The 19,674-nt window shown below is 64.5% G+C and carries 19 protein-coding genes; 9 read left to right on the top strand and 10 right to left on the bottom strand.

What is annotated here, in order from left to right; genetic code table 11:
* Nucleotides 1–69: 69 nt before the first annotated feature.
* The 5 genes from FJ956_RS05250 to FJ956_RS05230 all read left to right on the top strand — a co-directional run bounded on the left by FJ956_RS05250 (nt 70) and on the right by FJ956_RS05230 (nt 5,341).
* Complete coding sequence (locus FJ956_RS05250) at nt 70–1,422, top strand: extracellular solute-binding protein (protein WP_140679811.1); 1,353 nt, start codon at nt 70–72, stop codon at nt 1,420–1,422.
* A gap of 168 nt (nt 1,423–1,590) precedes the next feature.
* A complete protein-coding gene (locus tag FJ956_RS05245) occupies nt 1,591–2,475 on the top strand; it encodes an ABC transporter permease subunit (RefSeq protein ID WP_140679813.1) in 885 nt (294 codons plus the stop codon).
* An 8-nt stretch (nt 2,476–2,483) separates the two neighbouring features.
* On the top strand, nt 2,484–3,398 hold the full coding sequence (locus tag FJ956_RS05240; protein WP_140679815.1) for an ABC transporter permease subunit: 915 nt from the start codon (nt 2,484–2,486) through the stop codon (nt 3,396–3,398).
* A 12-nt stretch (nt 3,399–3,410) separates the two neighbouring features.
* A complete protein-coding gene (gene ugpC, locus FJ956_RS05235; RefSeq protein ID WP_140679817.1) occupies nt 3,411–4,520 on the top strand; it encodes a sn-glycerol-3-phosphate ABC transporter ATP-binding protein UgpC in 1,110 nt (369 codons plus the stop codon).
* A gap of 23 nt (nt 4,521–4,543) precedes the next feature.
* Nucleotides 4,544–5,341, top strand: a complete 798-nt coding sequence (locus tag FJ956_RS05230) for a phosphodiesterase (RefSeq protein WP_140679819.1) — start codon at nt 4,544–4,546, stop codon at nt 5,339–5,341.
* Nucleotides 5,342–5,492: 151 nt separating this feature from the next.
* On the opposite strand, the gene FJ956_RS05225 is transcribed toward FJ956_RS05230, so the two are convergent.
* From FJ956_RS05225 to FJ956_RS05215, 3 genes are all read right to left on the bottom strand, one after another.
* Complete coding sequence (locus FJ956_RS05225) at nt 5,493–6,575, bottom strand: ABC transporter ATP-binding protein (RefSeq protein ID WP_140679821.1); 1,083 nt, start codon at nt 6,573–6,575, stop codon at nt 5,493–5,495.
* Nucleotides 6,572–8,128, bottom strand: coding sequence for an iron ABC transporter permease (locus FJ956_RS05220; protein WP_246672125.1), 1,557 nt, complete (start codon nt 8,126–8,128; stop codon nt 6,572–6,574). The genes FJ956_RS05225 and FJ956_RS05220 overlap by 4 nt, the downstream gene beginning before the upstream one ends.
* A 193-nt stretch (nt 8,129–8,321) precedes the next feature.
* Nucleotides 8,322–9,323, bottom strand: coding sequence for an iron ABC transporter substrate-binding protein (locus FJ956_RS05215; protein WP_140679825.1), 1,002 nt, complete (start codon nt 9,321–9,323; stop codon nt 8,322–8,324).
* Nucleotides 9,324–9,529: 206 nt separating this feature from the next.
* Here FJ956_RS05215 and FJ956_RS05210 point away from each other — a divergent pair, with 206 nt between their 5' ends.
* The 3 genes from FJ956_RS05210 (at nt 9,530) to FJ956_RS05200 (ending at nt 12,849) form a co-directional block, all read left to right on the top strand.
* Entirely contained in the window at nt 9,530–10,066 is a 537-nt protein-coding gene (locus tag FJ956_RS05210; RefSeq protein WP_140679827.1) for a sigma-70 family RNA polymerase sigma factor, read from the top strand.
* A gap of 1 nt (nt 10,067) precedes the next feature.
* Nucleotides 10,068–10,706, top strand: a complete 639-nt coding sequence (locus FJ956_RS05205) for an NrsF family protein (RefSeq protein ID WP_140679829.1) — start codon at nt 10,068–10,070, stop codon at nt 10,704–10,706.
* A 166-nt stretch (nt 10,707–10,872) separates the two neighbouring features.
* A complete protein-coding gene (locus FJ956_RS05200) occupies nt 10,873–12,849 on the top strand; it encodes a PAS domain S-box protein (RefSeq protein WP_246672124.1) in 1,977 nt (658 codons plus the stop codon).
* A 237-nt stretch (nt 12,850–13,086) separates the two neighbouring features.
* Here FJ956_RS05200 and FJ956_RS05195 read toward each other — a convergent pair whose 3' ends face one another.
* The 7 genes from FJ956_RS05195 to FJ956_RS05165 form a co-directional block, all read right to left on the bottom strand.
* Entirely contained in the window at nt 13,087–13,965 is an 879-nt protein-coding gene (locus FJ956_RS05195) for a 3-hydroxybutyryl-CoA dehydrogenase (RefSeq protein ID WP_140679833.1), read from the bottom strand.
* Between the two features lie 202 nt (nt 13,966–14,167).
* Entirely contained in the window at nt 14,168–15,097 is a 930-nt protein-coding gene (locus FJ956_RS05190; protein WP_140679835.1) for an electron transfer flavoprotein subunit alpha/FixB family protein, read from the bottom strand.
* A gap of 157 nt (nt 15,098–15,254) precedes the next feature.
* Nucleotides 15,255–16,004: an electron transfer flavoprotein subunit beta/FixA family protein gene (locus FJ956_RS05185; protein WP_140658799.1), complete on the bottom strand. Its 750-nt coding sequence runs from the start codon at nt 16,002–16,004 to the stop codon at nt 15,255–15,257.
* Nucleotides 16,005–16,166: 162 nt separating this feature from the next.
* The gene (locus FJ956_RS05180; protein ID WP_140679837.1) at nt 16,167–16,970 is read right to left on the bottom strand and encodes a rhomboid family intramembrane serine protease; all 804 of its coding nucleotides are present in this window, start codon (nt 16,968–16,970) and stop codon (nt 16,167–16,169) included.
* A gap of 21 nt (nt 16,971–16,991) precedes the next feature.
* Nucleotides 16,992–17,573 carry a cob(I)yrinic acid a,c-diamide adenosyltransferase gene (locus FJ956_RS05175; protein WP_140679839.1) on the bottom strand — a complete coding sequence of 194 codons (582 nt, stop codon included), beginning with the start codon at nt 17,571–17,573 and terminating at the stop codon, nt 16,992–16,994.
* Between the two features lie 80 nt (nt 17,574–17,653).
* The gene (locus FJ956_RS05170) at nt 17,654–17,845 is read right to left on the bottom strand and encodes a twin transmembrane helix small protein (protein ID WP_140679842.1); all 192 of its coding nucleotides are present in this window, start codon (nt 17,843–17,845) and stop codon (nt 17,654–17,656) included.
* 25 nt (nt 17,846–17,870) lie between these two features.
* A complete protein-coding gene (locus tag FJ956_RS05165; protein ID WP_140679844.1) occupies nt 17,871–18,737 on the bottom strand; it encodes an SDR family oxidoreductase in 867 nt (288 codons plus the stop codon).
* Between the two features lie 58 nt (nt 18,738–18,795).
* On the opposite strand from FJ956_RS05165, the gene FJ956_RS05160 reads away from it, so the two are divergent.
* Entirely contained in the window at nt 18,796–19,647 is an 852-nt protein-coding gene (locus FJ956_RS05160) for a YihY/virulence factor BrkB family protein (protein ID WP_140645216.1), read from the top strand.
* Nucleotides 19,648–19,674 lie beyond the last annotated feature (27 nt).

Here is a 19,674-nt window from a genome sequence, read left to right as displayed (position 1 = left end):
CCTTCTCTATGAGAGCGGGCAAGGACTTGCGCAAAACCTTGTCACACTGCCACTCAAGAGGGAAAAACCATGACCATCATCAAGCGGGGCTTTGCCGCCCTTGCCGCCGGCGCGCTCAGCACCGCGCTTGCGGTTCCTGCATTTGCGGAGCCGGTCAAATTCGACTTCTGGTTCGGCCTTTCGGGCGATCTCGCCCGCGTCGTCGACACGCTGTGCAAGAATTTCAACGATTCCCAGAAGGACTACGAGGTCGTCTGCACCAGCCAGGGCAATTACGACGCCACGCTGCAGAACACGATCGCCGCCTTCCGTGCCGGCAAGCAGCCCACCGTCGTCCAGGTCTATGACGTCGGCACCGCCACCATGATGCTGTCGGGCGCCTACAAGCCCGCCGACAAGCTGATGGAAGAAAACGGCTACAAGATCGACTACAGCGATTATTTCCCTGGCATCGCGCGCTACTACGCGACCTCGAAGGGCGAGATGCTGTCCTTCCCGTTCAACTCGTCGACGCCGCTGATGTACTGGAACAAGGACGCCTTCGCCAAGATCGGCAAGACCGAGGCGCCGAAGACCTGGGAAGATGTTGCCGCCGACCTCCAGGCCCTGAAGGACGCCGGCTATGATTGCCCGATGGCGATCAACATCTCGGCCAACGAAAGCTGGCAGCTGATGGAGCAGTTCTCGGCGCTGCACAACCAGCCGGTCGCCACCAAGAACAACGGCTATGACGGCCTCGACGCGCGCCTCGAAGTCAACAAGACCAAGTTCGTCCAGTATGTCACCGACCTCAAGAAGTGGTATGACGCCGGCCTGGTCAAGATCAAGTCGAAGGACCTCGGCCAGGATATGGTGCAGGCCTTCGCCACCGGCACCTGCCAGCTCATCCTGACCTCGGTCGGCGATCACGGCACGGTCGGCCGCACCCAGAAGGAAGGCATGAACTGGGACGTCGCCGAGCTGCCGGTCTATGCCGGCACCGAGCGCAAGAACTCGCTGGTCGGCGGCGCTTCGCTGTGGGTGCTGTCGGGCAAGTCCGACGCCGAGTACAAGGGCGCGGCCGCCTTCCTCAACTTCATCCACGACCCCAAGACCGCTTTGTTCTGGTCGACCAACACCGGCTACATTCCGGTGACGAAGTCGGGCTTCGATTTCATGAAGTCCAACGGCTTCTACGACAAGGCGCCCTTCAAGGGCCGTGAAGTGGCTATCGCCAGCCTGACCGCGTCAGAGCCGACCGAGATCACCCGCGGCGTCCGCCTCGGCAACTTCACCCAGATCCGCGCCGAGTTCGGCACGCAGATGCAGGCGATCTTCGCCAACAAGGTCAGCGTGCAGGAAGGCCTCGACGCGCTGGTCAAGAATGGCGACGCGATCCTCGATCGCTTCCAGCAGACCTATCCGGGTAAGACCCTGCCCTGATCCCGGGTACTGGAACGGCCGCCCGCCGAGCATCGACGGGCGGCCATTTCATATGGGTTTTTGATTTGCGCATGTCTTTGTCCCGAAACCGGTTCCCACTTTCGGGAGACATGCTTTAGTTCTTGTGCCGCGAGAGCGGGTTGGCGGTTCAACGACATCGGCGGATCGATGGAAAAACGCGTCACTTTCAGCAAATGGACGATCGGCATCCTGTTCGCCGTGCCGCAGCTTTTTCTGATCTTCACCTTCTTCTACTGGCCGGCCGGGCAGGCCGTGTACTGGTCGCTGACGCTGCAGCAGCCCTGGGGGGGCGGCAATATCTGGGTCGGGCTCGACAATTTCCGCTCGATCCTGTCCAACGCCAGCTACTGGGACTCGATCACCGCCAGCATGATCTTCGCCGGCATCAGCACGGGTCTGGCGATGACAATCGCGCTGGTTCTCGCCGCCTTGACCGACCGTCAACTTGCCGGCTCATGGCTGTATCGCGTGGTGCTGATCTGGCCCTACGGCATCGCCGCGCCGGCGCTTGCACTGGCATTTCGCTTCATCCTGGCGCCGGAAGCCGGCTTCATGGCCGTCGTCAACCAGGCCTGGCCCGGCTTCTGGGACCCAGGCCTCGACGGCGCCGACGCCATGGCCTCGATCATCATCGCCTTCTCGTGGAAATATGTCGGCTACAATTTCATCTTCTTCCTCGCCGCCTTCCAGGCGATTCCGCGCTCGCTGATCGAGGCGGCGGCGATGGACGGCTCCGGCGTCATCAGGCGCTTTTGGGATATCCAGTTCCCGCTGATCACGCCGACGATCTTCTTCCTGCTTGTCATCAACATCACCGAGAGCTTCCAGGACTCTTTCGGCATCGTCGACATCATGACCGCCGGCGGCCCGGCCAACGCCACCAATCTGATGGTCTACAAGATCTATTCCGACGGCTTCAAAGGTTTGGATTATTCAGGCGCCGCCGCGCAGAGCATCATCCTGATGCTGCTCATCATCGCGCTCACTATTGTCCAGTTCCGCTTCATCGAGCGGCGCGTGCATTATCGCTGAGGCGGGCCATGGTCGAGCGCACCCCGATCCTCAATTTCTTCACGCATCTGATCCTGTTCGTCGGCTTCATATTCTGCGTGGCGCCGTTTGCCATCGTCGCGATCGCCGCCTCGCACAATCTGAAGGACGTCAACGACGTGCCGATGTCGCTGCTGCCGGGCAGCGATTTCTGGGTCAACATCAAGACGGCGTGGACGACCGCCGATCTCGGTCCGAAGCTGCTCAACTCCTTCATCATGGCGTTTGGCGTGGCCGCCGGCAAAGTGATCATCTCGGCGCTGACCGCCTTCTCGATCGTCTATTTCCGCTATCCCGGCCGCATGCTGATGTTCTGGCTGATCTTCATCACGCTGATGCTGCCGCTCGAGGTGCGCATCGTGCCGACCTACGCGGTGGTCGCCAACGTGCTCGAGCCCTATCAGGCGATCATGGACCTGACCGGCCTCTCCTGGCTGATCGAAAAGGTCTCGGGCGTGCAGGTATCGCTCAGCCTGGGACTGCTCAACTCCTATAGCGGCCTGATCCTGCCGCTGGTCGCGACCGCCACCGGCACGTTCCTCTACCGCCAGTTCTTCCTGACCGTGCCGGACGAGTTGACCGAGGCGGCGCGCATGGACGGCGCCGGCGCGCTGCGCTTCTTCGTCGATATCCTTCTGCCGCTGTCGCGCAACAACATGGCGGCACTCGGCACCATAATGTTCCTGTGGGCCTGGAACCAGTATCTGTGGCCGTTGCTCATCACCACTGACCAGTCGCATGCGATGGCGGTGACCGAGCTGAAGCAGCTCATACCCAATGTCGGCGGCGCGCCGGAATGGCATATCGCCATGGCCGGCACGCTGATCGTCATGCTGCCGCCGCTGATCGTCGTGGTCTTGATGCAGCGCTGGTTCGTGCGCGGCCTGATCGCCACCGAAAAATAGGGAGACGATAAAATGGCCTCCATCGCCATTCGCGGCGTTAAGAAGAACTACGCCAAGACGCAGGTCGTGCACGGCGTCGACCTCGACTTCGCTTCGGGTGAATTCGTCGTCATCCTCGGGCCGTCCGGCTGCGGCAAGTCCACGCTGCTCAGGATGATCGCGGGACTGGAAGAGATTTCCGACGGCACGATCGCGATCGACGGCACGGTGGTCAACAGGCTCGAGCCGCGCGAGCGCGGTTGTGCCATGGTGTTCCAGAACTACGCGCTCTACCCGCATATGAGCGTGGCCCAGAACATCGGCTACTCGCTGAAGGTGGCCGGTGTTGCGTCGGCCGAACGCGCTCAGCGCGTCCAGGCGGTGGCCCGCGTCCTGGAGCTGGAGCACCTGCTCGACCGCAAGCCGATGGCGCTGTCCGGCGGCCAGCGTCAGCGCGTCGCCATGGGCCGCGCCATGATCCGCGAGCCGAAGGTGTTCCTCTTCGACGAGCCGCTCTCCAACCTCGACGCCAAGCTGCGCGTGCAGATGCGCTCCGAGATCCGCAAGCTGCACCGGCGCCTCAGCGCCACCTCCGTCTTCGTCACGCATGACCAGGTCGAGGCGATGACGCTGGCCGACCGGCTGGTGGTGATGAATGGCGGTCGCGTCGAGCAGGTCGGCACGCCGGCGGAAGTCTACAGCCGGCCGGCAAGCCGCTTCGTCGCCACCTTCGTCGGCGCGCCGGCGATGAACATGCTCGAAGGCACCGTCACGCTGGACGGGCTGTCATTGCTCGGCGGCAGCCGCAAGCTCAACGTGTCGCGCACGGGCGTTCCCGTGGGCTCTAAAGTCGCGGTCGGGATCCGGCCGGAGGCTGTGCGCATGGTGGCGCCGGGCACGCCGGGGGCGCTTACGGCGACAGTCGACCTCATCGAGGAATTGGGCGCCGGCCGTGTGATCTATGTCGATCTCGACGGTGTCCCGTTCTCCATCGTGACGTCGGAGACCGTCCACCCCGAACCGGGCAGCTCGATCGGCCTGCAGTTCGCCGAGACGGACCTGCACTTCTTCTCCTCGGAGACAGGCGCCAGGCTCGACGTGTTCAAGGCCTCGGTGCCGGAACCGGCTCCGGCGACGTTGTGAATTTGATTTGAGGGGTCATGGGAATGAAGATCATCCAGGTCACCGACGTCCATCTCGGTCGTCGGCGCGAGATACGCTACGGCGCAAACCTGAATGAACGACTCGATCGATGCATCGATCATATCAATCAACGTCACAGCGATGCGACGCTCTGCATCTTCACCGGCGACCTGACCGACGACGGAGAGGCCGAGAGCTATGCCGATCTCAAGGTGGCGCTGAGCCGGCTGACCGTGCCTTACCGTCTATTGCCCGGAAACCACGACCGGCGTGCCAATCTCATCGCCGCCTTTCCCGAGAATGGAACCGACGGCAACGGCTTCGCGCAGTCGGTTTTCGACACGCCGGAAGGGCGGCTGGTTTTTCTCGACAGCCTGGCGGAAGGTCGTGTCACCGGCGAGTTGTGCGACAACCGGCTTGCCTGGCTCGATGCACGGCTTGGCGAGGCAGCAGGCAAGGCGGCTTATATCTTCCTGCATCATCCGCCGGTCGAGCTCGGGCTTACGCTGCTCGATCCGCTCGGCCTCGAAGAGCCGCAGCGGCTACTCGATGTGCTGACGCGCCACGGCAATGTCCGCTACATCTTCTTCGGCCACGTCCACCGCGACATCGCCGGCACCGTCGCCGGTATTCCGTTCTCGGTGCAGCGCGGCCTGCATGCCCGCTTCATGCTCGATCTCGTCGGCGACGAGGTGGTCGAACAGGCGCCGCCCGCCTATTCGATCATCCTGATCGATGGGCAGCGCGTGGTCATCCACAGCGTTGATTTCCTGGAGCAATGGCCGCTTTGGTCGCCTGCGACCGGGCAGCGCGTGCGCTGAGGCATGCCGATATTCAGGTGAGGCCGGCCTGCAAACGGCGGTTTCCTGCGCTTCCGGTGCTCACGTACTTCAAGTACGCTCCGCTCCGGTTCTCGGAACCCGCCGTTTTCGGCTCGGCCTGACCTGAATCTCGACACGCCTCAACCCCGACCTAAGCAAAGACATGCGCCTTGCCGGTGACGGTCAAGCGCACGATCTCGCCGATCTCCGGCGCGTCCATGCCTGTCCTGCGCAGGATGAGCGGCGTGTTGCCGATGGCAGCCGCGTCGGGCGGGTCCGGGCTGTTGAGCAGCCGCACCGCGACGGTGCAGACCGAGCCCGCGAATTCGCAGTCCGTCACTTCGCCGAACAGCATGTCGGGTGTGCCCGACATGCCTTCGCGCGAGGTCCGTTTGAGCAGGATCTGCTCGGGCCGCAGCATGATGCGGGCGACATCGCGCCGTCCCTTCGTGTCGACGGCGACGCGGCCGAGCCGCGATACGGCGAAGCCGTCCGCGATCCTGGCCGGCACGATGATGGCGTCGCCGAGGAACTCGGCGACCATCCTGTCCCTGGGCTGGAAATACAGCTCGCGCGGCGTGCCGACCTGCGAGAAAGACCCTTCGCGCATCACTGCCACTTGGCTGGCGAAGGACAGCGCCTCGGCCTGGTCGTGCGTGACCAGTATGGTGGTGATGCCGGCCTCTTCCAGAAGCTCGGCCACGGCCTTGCGCATCGACGCGCGAAGCCCGGTGTCGAGCGCCGAGAACGGCTCGTCGAGCAGCATCAGCCTGGGCTTCATCGCCATGGCGCGGGCAAGCGCCACGCGCTGCTGCTGGCCGCCGGAAAGCTCGTGCGGCCGCCGCTTCAGGATCGCCTTGTCCAGTCCGACGATGTAGGCGAGCTCGACGATATGCTCGGCTCGTTTATCGGCATTCCGCGCGATGCCGAAACCGATATTGTCGGCGATGGTGAGATGCGGGAACAGAGCGCCGTCCTGCGCGACGACGCCGATGCCGCGACGATGCGCCGGCACGGCCGCGCCGCCATTGGCGAGCACCTTGCCGTCGAGCGCGATGCGACCGCGGTCCGGTGCCTCGAAGCCGGCGATCAGCCTGAGCAAGGTTGTCTTGCCGCAGCCGGACGGCCCGACGATCGCGGTGCGGCTGCCGCTCTCGACAGCCAGGTCGACGCCGGCGAGCGCCGCCACCGGGCCATAGTTCTTCGCGACGCCGCTGAGTTCGAGAAAGCTCATCGTCCGGCCATCCGCTTCGATTGGACGTAGAGCCACCAGGTCATCGGCAACGACATCGCCACCATGATCAGCGCGTAAGGGGCGGCGGAGGCGTAGTCGATCTCGCCGCTGTAGGACCAGAAGGCCATCGCCAGCGTGCGGGTCCCATTGGGCGCCAGCATCTGGGTGGCGGTGAGCTCGTTGGTGATGCCGAGCGCCACCATCGCCATGCCGGCCGCCGCACCCGGCGCCGACAGGCGGATGGTCGTCGACCACAGCGCCTTGACCGGCGGACGGCCGAGGCTGGAGGCGGCGCGCTCCAGCTCCACCGGCGCCTGCGCGATCGAGGCGCGCAGGCTTATCAGCGCGCGCGGCAGGAACATCAGCGCGTAACCGAACAGGATGGTGAACAGCGTCTGGTAGAGCGGCAGGGCGACGCGCACGGTGATGGTCACCAGCGCCAGCGCGATGACCACGCCCGGCAACGCGCCGACGATGTAGTTGCAGCTCTCGAGCAGGCGCTGCAGCCGTCCCGACGCGCGGATCGAGATCCAGGCCATCGGCATGGCGGCCAGCGTTGCAAGCACCGCGCCGGCTATGGCGAGGAACAGCGTCTGGCCGAGCGCCAGGCCGATCTCGTCCCAACGCCAGACTTCCGTGCCGCCGGCGAGCAGCCAGCGGCTGACGGTGACGAAGGGCACGCCGAGCGACAGCAGCGCGACGCCCGCCGGCAAAAGCAGGCAAGGCAAGGTGGCGCGGCCAAGGCGAGCGCGCTGCTGCTGGCGCGCGGCGCCGGAACCGACGCGGGCATAGCGCTCCTCGCCGCGTATCATCACCTCGAGGGCGAGCAGGAAAAGGCAGCAGACCACCAGCACGGCGGCCAGCATGTTGGCCGCCGGACCGTTGAAGGTCGACTGGAACTGGTCGACGATCGCGGTGGTGAAGGTGTCGAAGCGGATGAAGACATAGAGGCCGTATTCGGCCAGCAGATGCAGGCCGACCAGCAGCGAGCCGCCGCAGATGGCGAGCCTGAGCTGCGGCAGCACGACGCGCGCGAAAACCCGCCACGGGTCGAGACCAAGCGCCGCGGCCGCATCCTCCAGCGCCGGGTCGAGACGGCGCAGCGCGGCGGCGATCGGCAGGTAAAGGAACGGGAAGTAAGCGATGACAGAGACCAGCACGCCGGCCCACAGCCCGTGCAGGCCCGGAACGAAGCTGATCCAGGCATAGCTGTGCACGAATGCGGGGATGGCGAGCGGCGCGACCGAAAGCCACGACCACCAGCGGCTGCCTGGCAGGTCGCTGCGCTCGGTCAGCCAGGCCAGCGCCACCGAGAGCACGATGGCGATCGGCACGGCGACAACGACGAGGAGCAGGGTGTTGACCAGCAATTCGCCGACGCGCGGACGGAGGATCAGCGCCGCCACGGTGTCCCAGCCCGTCTGGATCGCGACCCAGACGATGAAGGCGAGCGGCAGCAGCGCGGTGAGCGAGATCAGGGCCGCGGCAAGCGTGATCCACGAGATGGACCGGCGTTTCTTCATCCCGGCCGCCGGCAGCCTTGCCGGCGTCATGTCGATCGCCGACTGCATCAGGCAGGCTGCTGGGCCGCCTCCGCCTGCCGGCGGAAGCGGTCCGATGCGCCGCGCGAGCGGCTCGAAGCGCAGTCGATGGTCATCGACGAAGCCATCTCCAAACAAAAACGCTCCCGCGGAAGGCAAATTCCCGCGGGAGCACGGTCGTTTGCCCTTTTAGGACCAACGCGAACTAAAGCAAGCCGGCTTGCGTCATCAGGTCGATAACCTTCTTGGAATTCAGCGTCGCCGGATCGACTTTCGGCGCCTGCAGGTCGGGGAGCGGCACCAGCTTCGGGTTGGATTCGGCACCCTTGCCGACCGCATATTCATACGACGTGCCGGTCTTCAGCACGTCCTGGCCGCCTTTGCCGGTCACCCATTTGAGGAACGCCTGGGCTTCCTTCGGATGCTTGCTGGAAGCCAGCACGCCGCCGCCCGACACCGAAACGAACGCGCCCGGGTCCTGGTTCTTGAAATAGTGCAGGGCGACATTCCCGCTGTTTTCGCCGGTCTTGGCCTGATCGCCGATGTAGTAATAATGGTAGATCACGCCGCCTTCGATCTCGCCGGCATTGACCGCCTTCATCACCGTCGAGTTGCCCTTGTAGGCGGTGAAGTTCGCCTTCATCGCCTTCAGCCAGTCGGCGGTGGCGGCCTCGCCCTTGAGCTGCAGCAGGGCGCTGACGATGGCCTGGAAGTCGGCGCCCGACGGCGAGGCGGCCCAGCGGCCCTTCCAGCTCGAATCGGCAAGATCGAGCAGCGACTTGGGCAACTGGTCTTCCTTGAGCTTGTCCTTGTTGTAGGCAAAGACGGTGCTGCGGGCGGCGACGCCGACCCACTTGCCGCTCGAAGGCTGGTATTCCTGCGGAACCTGCGCCAGCGTATCGGCGTCGACCGGCGCGAACAAGCCGGCCGCCTCGACCAGCGCCATGGCCGGCGAATTCTCGGTCAGGAACACATCGGCCGGCGAGGCCGCGCCCTCGGCGACGATCTGGTTGGAGAAATCGCTGTCGCCGCCGTTGCGCAACGTGACCTTGATGCCGGTTTCCCTGGTGAAGCCTGCCGCCCATTCCTTGGCGAGGCTCTCATGCTGGGCATTGTAGACGATGATGCCTTGATCCTTGGCCATGGCGGAGCCTGCGATCAGGCCGAGCGCCAGCGCAGTGGCGAGCGTGGAAAGGGCAATCTTCATGGGCATCGTCCTCAAATCTGGAGACAGGAGTTCGGGTATGGCTGCACCTACCAATACCTGATTATTGTAGTCAACATTGTGACCCTGCTTCAATCGGTCGCCGTGCCGCAAACTTTCGTGATTTTGCGGTAGTTTGGCTTGGACATTATTTCGCCGGCCACGTAACAAACCAAGGCCGAGACGCGAACATCTGGGGGTAAACTCTTGTGACCGGCAAGGACGAGGCCGAGCTTTCCCGGCTGCTCAGGGCCGCGATCGGTGGAGACGAAAGGGCTTATGCCGACTTTCTGCACCGGGTCGCCACCCTCGTTCGCGGCTTTGTCCGGCGCAAAATCGTTCAAGGCGGGGTCGACCCCGAGGATGTCGTGCAGGAAACCTTGCTGGCCATTCATGTGAAACGCCACACTTGGCGGCCGGATGCGCCGGTGTTGCCCTGGGTCTATGCGATCGCCCGCTTCAAGCTGATCGACGCGTTCCGCAGGCGCGGGCGGCGCATCGAGATCGAGATCGACGAGATCGCCGAAACCTTCGCCGAGCCGGAGACGGAGACGGTGAGCGAGCGCGATATCAACAGGGCGCTCGACGGGTTGCCGCCGGCGCAACGCTCGGTGGTCTCCTCGATCTCGGTCGACGGGCAGTCGATCGGCGAGACGGCGGCCAAGCTCGGCATCAGCGAGACGGCGGTGCGGGTGTCGCTGCATCGCGGCCTCGCAGCGATCGCCAAAAGATTTGGACGACAGTGACATGAGGACCGAGGATCTCATCAAGGCGCTCGACGCCGATGCCCGCGACAAGGCGATGCCGATGGGCAAGGCCTGGTGGTTGGCGGTCGGCCCGGCCGTGGCGATCGCGGCGACGGTTTTCTTTGCGACCATCGGGCCGCGTCCCGACATCATGCCGGCCATGCACACGATGCGTTTCATGTCCAAATTCGTGTTCACGCTGGCGCTCGCCGCCAGCGCCTTCGCGCTGATCCGCGCGCTGTCGATGCCGGGCGCTTCGACCAGGCGGGCGACGGCCTGGATGATTGCCGCGCCGCTCCTGGTTGTGCTGGCGGTGGTCCTCGAGCTTTTTGTCGTGCCCGAGGCCGATTGGGGCAAGCGGCTCGTCGGCTCGAACATGATGATCTGCATGAGCTTCATCCCGCTGATCGGCATCGGCCCATTGGCGATCTTCCTCGGCATGCTGCGTTACGGCGCGCCGACGCGGCCGGTGCTTGCGGGCGCGGTCGCCGGCCTGCTCGCGGGCGGGCTCGCGGCAACTTTCTATGCCGCGCATTGCTTCGACGATTCACCGCTCTTCGTCGCCACCTGGTATACGATCGCGATCGCCTTTCTCACGCTGCTCGGAGCCATCGGCGGCCGGCTCTTCGTGCGCTGGTAGCCGCCGCACACCGGTTCTTCGGTACAGTTTGGAAACAGTACCTTAAGCATGCCGTCAATTGTTTGCCGGTTAGCGGAGTGATCGCCAGCGCTCACGCAACCATTCCTTAAAACCGATCCGCCAGGGTGGTGGCGACGTGCAGTTGCGTATTGGGTGGGATCGCATCGTGGCGTGGTTGAACTGGAAAGGGCTCCGTGCCGACAGGCACGCTGCGCAGGGTCTGCTGGCGGTCGGCCTGGTTGCCACCGCCGTGTCGATCCTGTTGCCGCGCCTTGAACTGGGCGCCGACGCGCTGAGGCTCTGCCTGCAGATATCCGTCGCCATCACCGCCGCGACGCTGTTTTTGTCGGCGCTGTTCATTCACCGCATCGTCGACGATCGCCGGCAGATAGCGGAGAGCGAGCAGCGCTTCCGCCGCGCCATGGAGGATTCGGCGATCGGCGTCGCCATTGTCGGCCTCGACGGTCGAATCCAGCAGGCCAACCCCGCCTTCGCCGCCATGCTCGGCTACAGCCGCGCGGAGATCGAGGCGCTGACCTTTCCGCAGATCACGCATCCGGACGATCTTTCGATCGGCCGCGAGACGATGATGAACGTGCGGGAAGGCCGGATCAGCTCCTACCATTTCGAAAAGCGCTACCTCAGGAAAGACGGGACCCCGGTCTGGGCGCAGCTTGCCGGCTCGGTCATCCGCGACGAGGACACAGGCAAGCCGCTTTATCTGGTGTCGCAGATCGAGGACATCGACGCCCGCAAGCAGGCCGAGGCGCGCATCGCCGAGGCCGAGACCCGATGGAATTTCGCGCTCACCAGTGCCGGGCAGGGCATCTGGAGCCTCGATATGCGCAAGGGCGGCACGACCTATTCCGAAACCTGGGTGAAGATGCTGGGCTATGCCGACGGCGAGCTCGACGGCGATCCCGACCGCTGGCTGGCGATGATCCATCCCGACGATCGCGAACGCGTCGCCGAGGCGGATCGCGCGCATCTTGCCGGCGAGACGGAATTTTTCGAGGCCGAGTTCCGGATGCGGCACAAGGACGGCCGCTGGGTCTGGATCCTCGACCGCGGCAAGGCGATCGAGCGCGACGGCGAGGGCCGGCTGGTCCGGGCCATCGGCAGCCTGACCGATATCACCGAGCGCAAGGAGGCCGAGGCGCGGCTGATGGTCTCGGCGGCGATGCTGGCCGACGAGAAGGAACGTCTCAGGGTGACGCTGCAGTCGATCGGCGACGCGGTGATCTGCACCGATGCCGCCAATCGCGTCACCTTCATGAACCCGGTTGCCGAAAAGCTCACCGGCGTTGACGTTGGCGAGGCTATGGGCAAGGTGCTCGGCCATGTTTATTGGGCGGTCGACGAGGAAAGCGGGCAGAGGATCGGGCTGACGCGCCCTTCGTCGAGCGAGCGGCCGCACTGCGACCAGAACACGCGCGCTGTCCTTGTCCGGCGCGACGACTCGCGCTGCAGCATCCGCCAAGTGGTGTCGCCGATGATGAACGACCGCGACGAGTTCTGCGGCCTCGTCATCGTCTTCCAGGATTTCACCGACGCGCGCGCCCTGCAGCGTCAACTGGCCTACGCGGCCGCCCATGACGTGCTGACCGGGCTCGCCAACCGCTCGAGCTTCATCCTCACTATGGAGGAACTGGTCGACCAGTGCCGCCTCAATGGCGGCGAGCATCAGTTCATGTTCGTCGACCTCGACCACTTCAAGGCGGTCAACGACACCGGCGGCCATGCCGCGGGCGATGCGCTGCTCAAGCGCGTGGCGGATGCCTTGCGCACCGTGCTTGGCCCGGAAGACATCGTCGCGCGGCTCGGCGGCGACGAGTTCGCCGTCATCCTCAAATCGGGCGCCGCGGCGCGCGGGCCGATCGCTGCGCGCTCGGTCATCGACGCCATCCGCAACCTCAATTTCAGCTGGGACGGGCGCCCGCATTCGATCGGCGCCAGCATCGGGCTCGCGCCGATCCGCGCCGGTTGCGGCGAAGTGGACGAGATCATCGCTCGTGCCGACGCCGCCTGCTATGCCGCCAAAGCGGCAGGACGTGGCTGCGTTTCGGCGGCACCCGACGAAGCTTCGTCCGAGGATGTTTCGAAAGGCGGCGTGCGGCCTCCGCCGTTTGCCGCGGCCTCCTAGACCGTGATGGCGATTCCGTTGAATCGCCATCACGGTCTAACTCTTTGTTGGAGCATGATCTTTCTCCGAAAACCGGTTCCCACTTTTCGGGATCATGCTCTAAAGCGCGTCGCGCTGAAGCGGATTCAGGCGACGCGCTTTAGGCCGTTGTTTTCATGCATGTCGTTATCGCAAAACCGCTGCACACTTTTGCGCGACACGCATTAAGCCGCGCCGAAAGGGTTCAGCCTGGGAAGATCAGCGCGTCGGCACCGGATGGTCGCCGCGATAATCGTAGAAGCCGCGGCCGGTCTTGCGGCCGAGCCAGCCGGCCTCGACATATTTCACCAGCAGCGGGCAGGGGCGGTATTTCGAATCCGACAGGCCTTCATGCAGCACCTGCATGATCGACAGGCAGGTGTCGAGGCCGATGAAGTCGGCGAGCTGCAGCGGTCCCATCGGGTGGTTGGCGCCGAGCCGCATGGCGGTGTCGATGGCATCGACCGTGCCGACGCCTTCATAGAGCGTGTAGATCGCCTCGTTGATCATCGGCAGCAGGATACGGTTGACGATGAAGGCCGGGAAATCCTCGGAAACGGTGATCGTCTTGTCGAGGTGCTTCACATAGCTCTTGGCGGTCTCGAAGGTATGATCCTCGGTGGCGATGCCGCGCACCAGCTCGACCAGCTTCATCACCGGCACCGGGTTCATGAAATGAATGCCGATGAAGCGTTCCGGCCGGTCGGTCTGCGCGGCAAGCCGAGTGATCGAGATCGATGAGGTGTTTGTCGCCAGGATCGCTTCCGGATTGAGCTGTGGGCAGAGCTGCGCGTAGATCTTGCGCTTGACCGTCTCGTCCTCGGTCGCCGCTTCGATCACCAGATCGGCGGCGGCAAGATCGGCCATGGCCGGGGCGGCGGAGATGCGCGCCATCGCTTCGTTGCGCGCCTTTTCCTCAAGCTTGCCGGAGCCGACCTGACGCGCCATGTTGCCGCTGATGGTGGCGATGCCCTTCTCGATACGGTCGGGCGACACGTCGTGGATCAGGACCTTGTAGCCCCCCAGCGCCGAGACATGGGCGATGCCGCCACCCATCTGACCCGCGCCGACAATCCCGATCGTCTCGATCTTGCTCATTACCCCGATCCCGTCCGGAGCATTTTCCGCTTCTTTGAAGCGCGGAAACGCTCCTATTTGTTTGTTTCCCGCAATCCGGGCGCAAAACCGCCGGATTAGCTTCAGGCCTTGATGGCCCGCTTTTTGTGCAGTGCAAACTAAAAGGGCGGGGCGACTTCGTCTACCCCACCCTTCGGATTTTAATATGCCGGAACCGGCTGCGTCAAAGCGCCTTTTGCAGCTCCGGCAGGATGACGAAGAGATCGCCGACCAGGCCGTAGTCGGCAACCTGGAAGATCGGGGCTTCCTCGTCCTTGTTGATGGCGACGATGACCTTCGAATCCTTCATGCCGGCCAGGTGCTGGATGGCGCCGGAGATGCCGACGGCGATGTAAAGGTCGGGCGCGACCACCTTGCCGGTCTGGCCGACTTGCCAGTCGTTCGGCGCGTAACCGGCGTCGACCGCGGCGCGGGAGGCGCCGACCGCGGCGCCGAGCTTGTCGGCGACCGGCAGGATGACTTCCTGGAACTTCTCTGAGGAGCCGAGCGCGCGGCCACCCGAGATGATGATCTTGGCCGAAGTCAGTTCCGGCCGATCGTTCTCGGAGAGCTTGTTCTCGACGAAGGAGGAGAGGCCCGGATTGGCGGTGGCGTTGGCCGTTTCGACCGGGGCCGAGCCGCCTTCCGGCGCCGCCGAGAACGATGCGGTGCGCACCGTGATGACCTTCTTGGCGTCGGTCGACTGCACGGTCTGGATGGCGTTGCCGGCATAGATCGGTCGCTTGAACGTATCGGGCGAGACCACTTCGATGATCTCGGACACCTGGGCCACGTCGAGCAGCGCCGCCACGCGCGGCGCGACGTTCTTGCCCGACGAGGTGGCGGGCGCGACGATCGTGTCGTAGCCGCCAGCAAGCGAGACGACGAGAGCCGCGGTCGGCTCGGCGAGGCGTTCCGAAAGCTCGTCGGCCTCGGTGAGCAGCACCTTGCGGACGCCCTTCAGCTTGGCGGCGGCGTCGGCAGCGCCCTTGGCGCCCTTGCCGGCCACCAGCACGTCGACATCGGAGCCGATCTGGAGGGCCGCCGACAGCGCCTTGGCGGTCTGGTCGGAAAGACTTGCGTTGTCGTGTTCGGCGATGAGGAGAATTGCCATTGTTTCATCCCTGACTTTCGTCTTCGAGGCTCCCTGAAATCCGGTCAGGCCGAGCCGAAAACGGTTGGTTTCGAGAACCGGAGCGGAGCGTACATCCGTACGTGAGCACCGGAAGCGCAGAAGCCAGCCGTTTGCAGGCCGGCCTCATCGGATTTCCTTAGAGCACGCCGGCTTCGTTCTTCAGCTTCTCGACCAACTCGGCCACGCTCTTGACCTTGACGCCCGCCTTGCGGCCGCTCGGTTCCTCGGTCTTGACCACCTTGAGGCGCGGCTTGACGTCGGCGCCGTAGTCGGCTGGGCTCTTCTCGTCGAGCGGCTTCTTCTTGGCCTTCATGATGTTGGGCAGCGAGGCATAGCGCGGCTGGTTGAGGCGCAGGTCGGCGGTGACGATCGCCGGCATCTTCAATTCCACCGTCTGCAGGCCGCCGTCGACTTCGCGCGTCACCTTGGCATGATCGCCTTCGAGCACGATCTTGGACGCGAAGGTGCCCTGCGACCAACCAAGCAGTGCCGCCAGCATCTGGCCGGTCTGGTTCGAATCGTCGTCGATCGCCTGCTTGCCGAGGATGACAAGGCCGGGCGCCTCGGCCTCGACCACGCCCTTCAGCACCTTGGCGACGCCCAGCGGCTCGGTCTGCTCGTCGGTCTTGACCAGGATGGCGCGGTCGGCGCCCATGGCGAGCGCGGTGCGCAGCGTCTCCTGCGCCTGCTGCGGGCCGACCGAGACGACGATGATCTCTTCCGCCTTGCCGGCTTCCTTGATGCGGATGGCTTCCTCGACCGCGATCTCGTCGAACGGGTTCATCGCCATCTTGACGTTGGCGAGCTCGACGCCCAGTCCATCGGCCTTCACCCGGACCTTGACGTTGGCGTCCACAACCCGCTTCACGGGCACAAGGATCTTCATTTTCCTGTCACCTCTCCTGAGATAGTCGGGGCGCTATACCAGCGTGCGCCCTGTCAGAGTTGTCGAAAGCCGACATTACGGGCGGAATATCCGCCCAACGGTGCCGTTTCCGTAGTGGCGGCAAATCGGCGCGTCAATATCCCACGACGCACCCAAATCGGTTCAGTCGCGAGGCGTCGCTGCTCCACGGCCCCATTGCGACGCCGGCTGGGCCGGATCGCCCGCGGCCGGCTCGACAGGAACAGGCGCCTGCTGGACGTTGGGAGTCGGATCCGGCTCGCCGTCGGCGCCGGCCAGCAGCGGCACGCCGCGGCTGCGCAGCACCAGCACCAGGATCGATCCGGCGATGATGCCGCCGATATGGCAGGCCCAGGAGATCTGGTCCTCGCCGGCCGCGGCAAACATCACGATCTGGAACAGGATCCACAGGATCAGCGGAATGAAAGCCGGGATGCGCAGCGGAATGCGGGCAAAGGCCAGCACCCAGACTTTCACCCGGGGATAGAGGATCAGATACGCGGCGACGACGCCGGCGATGGCGCCCGAGGCGCCGATCAACGGCACCTGCGAATCCCAGGCCACCAGCCCCTGGAAGAAGGCGCCGGCGACGGCGCAGGCGAGATAGAAGATCAGGTAGCGTATGTGGCCGAGCGCGTCCTCGACATTGTCGCCGAACACCCAGAGAAACAGCATGTTGCCGCCGAGATGGAAGATGTCGGCATGCAGGAAGGAATAGGTGAGGTAGCTCAGGCTCTCGGGGATGACGACGAATTCGGGCGACAGCTCGACCTTGTCGTGAACCACGGACGGAATGAATCCCAGACCGAGAACCGCGGCATTGGTGAAGTTTTCACCGCCGAGCGCGGTCGCCAGATAGACGAGCACGTTCGCCACGATCAGGCCGATCGTCACATATTGCAGGCGAATGTGGCGCAGCCTGTTGGTGTCGTAAAGCGGGATGAACATCGGACCCTCCCGCCCCCAAATTCAGCGGTTCTTGCCGGGCACCCATAGCACGTCGGCCTTTCCATTGTCATTGACCGCGCGGGCGGCGACGAACAGGAAGTCCGAGACACGGTTGATGTATTTGAGCGCCTCGCGGTTGATATGCTCGGCCGGATCCTGCGCCAGCGCCACCATCAGGCGCTCGGCGCGGCGCGCCACGGTGCGGGCCAGATGGAGCGCGGCGGCCGCCGGCGTGCCGCCGTTCAGCACGAAGGATTTCAGCGGCTGCAGGCTTTTGTTGAGCGCATCGATGTCCTGTTCGACGCGGCCGGTCTGGGCGGCGACGATGCGCAGCGGCTCGTATTCCAGGGGCCTGCCGTCGTCGGGCACGGCGAGGTCGGCTCCCAGATCGAACAGATCATTCTGGATGCGCGACAGCATGGCGTCGATCGCGGGATGCGCCGCGCCGGTGTGAAGGCGGGCCATGCCGATGCAGGCATTGGCCTCGTCCACGGTGCCGTAGGCATCGACGCGCAGGTCGGATTTCAGCCGCCGCTCGCCGGTGCCGAGCCCTGTCGTGCCGTCGTCGCCGGTGCGGGTGTAGATCTTGTTGAGCTTGACCACGCGATCCCCCATTAAGCGATTTTTGGCGCAATTCCGGATGGAAAACCGTTCCACACTTTTCCGGAATTGCTAAGCCCGCGCTATTTGCGCGTGAAATAGACCACCAGCAACAGCAGCGCCAAGGCCACTGCCTGCAGCATGATGCGCGCCTGCATCAGCTTGTTCGAGGTGATGCCGGAGCCGCCGCGCATCATGTTGATCAGACCGCGGACCAGCACGATCACCACGGCGGCCATGGCGATGACGGCGAGGATCTTCAAGGTGATGAGCATCTGGCAGGCTCCGGTTCAGGTTCGGTCAGGCGCGCCTGGCGAGCACGCGGTAGAGCAAGGATGCCGGCAGGACGCGTTTCAGCGCCACACCGATCCTGGCCGGCACCGTTACCACATAGTGCGGGCGCGGGCGCTGTGACAGAAGCGCGTGGCGCAGCGCCCTGTGCACGATCTCCGGTCCTGGTTTCAGCTTCGACACGCTGCCGCCCGCCTGAAGCCGGGCGAGTTGTAGCTGATAGTCGGCGCGGTGGACGGAATTCTCGACATCGATGTTTTTCAGAAAGCAGGGCAAGCCATTGCTGGCGATCTTCGACGTCACCGGTCCCGGCTCGATGAGGGAAAGGTGGATGCCGCTGCCTTCGAGTTCCTGGCGCATGCACAGCATCAGGCCTTCGATGGCGTGCTTGGAGGCCGAATAGGCGCCGCGGAAGCGGACCGGAGCCAGTCCGAGGATCGAGGAGCAGTGGACGAGCCGGCCGTGCCCCTGGCGGCGCATGACGGGCACGATGCGCCGGGTGAGATCATGCCAACCGAAGAAATTGGCTTCGAACTGTTCGCGAAGTGCCGCGACCGGCAGGTCCTCGACGGCGCCGGGCTGGGCGTAGGCGCCGTTGTTGAACAGCGCGTCAAGCGTGCCGCCGGTACGCTCCAGCACCGCATCGACCAAGGCGGCGATGGATTCGGGCTCGCGATAGTCGAGATAGAGGGCCTCCAAGCCGTCGGCCTCGAGGGCCGCGATGTCGGCCGGCTTGCGCGCGGTGGCGAACACCCGCCAGCCTTCCGCCTTCAACGCCCGCGCGCAATAGGCGCCGATGCCGGAGGAGGCGCCGGTGACGATGACGGTGCGCAACTCTTCTGCCGCGGGGCGCATTGTGGGACCTGGGGTTGCCATTTGCCGCAATCACTTCCCATATTCGCGGCGTCGACACAATCGAGCGGAGCGCGGGTCCTTGCTGCGGAATATCGTTGCCCTCAAGCGCGTGCTCTACGATGCGATTGGCCATTTCAACACGGATGACGGCTGGGCGATGGCCAGCCATCTGGCGATCACCTCGCTGATGGCGCTGTTTCCGTTCCTGATCTTCGCCACGACGCTCGGCAGCTTCCTCGGCGCGCGCGCCTTCGCCGACACGGCCGTGCATCTGGTCTTCGACACATGGCCGGAGCAGATCGCCAAGCCGATCGCGCATGAGGTGCAGAACGTGCTCACCGTGCGGCGCACCGATCTTCTGACCTACGGCGTGCTTTTGGCCGCCTATTTCGCCTCGAACGGCATCGAGGCGCTGCGCACCTCGCTCAACCGCGCCTATCGCGTCACCGAGACGCGCGGCATCGTCCACCGCAGGGTGCAGAGCATCATCTTCGTCCTGATCGCCACCGCCTGCTTCCTCGCCATCAGCGTGCTTCTGGTGTTCGCGCCGCTGCTCGCGCGGCTGGCGGAAGCACATTTGGAATGGATCAAGCCCTATATGGGAACGATCACCATATGGCGTTACGTGATCGCCTCGACGGTCATCGTCATCGGGCTGTTCTCGGTGCATATCTGGCTGCCGGCCGGCAAGCGCCGCTTCGTCTCGATCATACCGGGCATCGTCTTCACGCTGGTCGCCTGGCTGGTCGGGTCGACGATCTTCGCCACCTATCTCGACCATTTCTCGTCCTATGTGACGACCTATGCCGGGCTCGCCTCGATCATGATCGCGGTCGTGTTCCTCTACATCATCTCGGCGATCTTCATCCTGGGCGGCGAGCTCAACGCCGCGATCAGCCGCTATCTGGAGGCGCGCGCCCGCGTCGGCTGAGATGTGCCGATATTCAGGTGAGGCCGG

Source organism: Mesorhizobium sp. B2-4-3 (assembly GCF_006442815.1).
Lineage (GTDB): Bacteria > Pseudomonadota > Alphaproteobacteria > Rhizobiales > Rhizobiaceae > Mesorhizobium.
Note: the sequence above shows the minus strand (reverse complement) of the source record. Positions and strands in the feature narration are given on the sequence as shown.

Coding starts and splice junctions, on each gene's coding strand:
- FJ956_RS05250 (WP_140679811.1), top strand. CDS start 70: ATGACCATCATCAAGCGGGGCTTTGCCGCCCTTGCCGCCGGCGCGCTC.
- FJ956_RS05245 (WP_140679813.1), top strand. CDS start 1,591: ATGGAAAAACGCGTCACTTTCAGCAAATGGACGATCGGCATCCTGTTC.
- FJ956_RS05240 (WP_140679815.1), top strand. CDS start 2,484: ATGGTCGAGCGCACCCCGATCCTCAATTTCTTCACGCATCTGATCCTG.
- ugpC (WP_140679817.1), top strand. CDS start 3,411: ATGGCCTCCATCGCCATTCGCGGCGTTAAGAAGAACTACGCCAAGACG.
- FJ956_RS05230 (WP_140679819.1), top strand. CDS start 4,544: ATGAAGATCATCCAGGTCACCGACGTCCATCTCGGTCGTCGGCGCGAG.
- FJ956_RS05225 (WP_140679821.1), bottom strand. CDS start 6,575: ATGAGCTTTCTCGAACTCAGCGGCGTCGCGAAGAACTATGGCCCGGTG.
- FJ956_RS05220 (WP_246672125.1), bottom strand. CDS start 8,128: ATGACGCCGGCAAGGCTGCCGGCGGCCGGGATGAAGAAACGCCGGTCC.
- FJ956_RS05215 (WP_140679825.1), bottom strand. CDS start 9,323: ATGAAGATTGCCCTTTCCACGCTCGCCACTGCGCTGGCGCTCGGCCTG.
- FJ956_RS05205 (WP_140679829.1), top strand. CDS start 10,068: ATGAGGACCGAGGATCTCATCAAGGCGCTCGACGCCGATGCCCGCGAC.
- FJ956_RS05195 (WP_140679833.1), bottom strand. CDS start 13,965: ATGAGCAAGATCGAGACGATCGGGATTGTCGGCGCGGGTCAGATGGGT.
- FJ956_RS05190 (WP_140679835.1), bottom strand. CDS start 15,097: ATGGCAATTCTCCTCATCGCCGAACACGACAACGCAAGTCTTTCCGAC.
- FJ956_RS05185 (WP_140658799.1), bottom strand. CDS start 16,004: ATGAAGATCCTTGTGCCCGTGAAGCGGGTTGTGGACGCCAACGTCAAG.
- FJ956_RS05180 (WP_140679837.1), bottom strand. CDS start 16,970: ATGTTCATCCCGCTTTACGACACCAACAGGCTGCGCCACATTCGCCTG.
- FJ956_RS05170 (WP_140679842.1), bottom strand. CDS start 17,845: ATGCTCATCACCTTGAAGATCCTCGCCGTCATCGCCATGGCCGCCGTG.
- FJ956_RS05165 (WP_140679844.1), bottom strand. CDS start 18,737: ATGGCAACCCCAGGTCCCACAATGCGCCCCGCGGCAGAAGAGTTGCGC.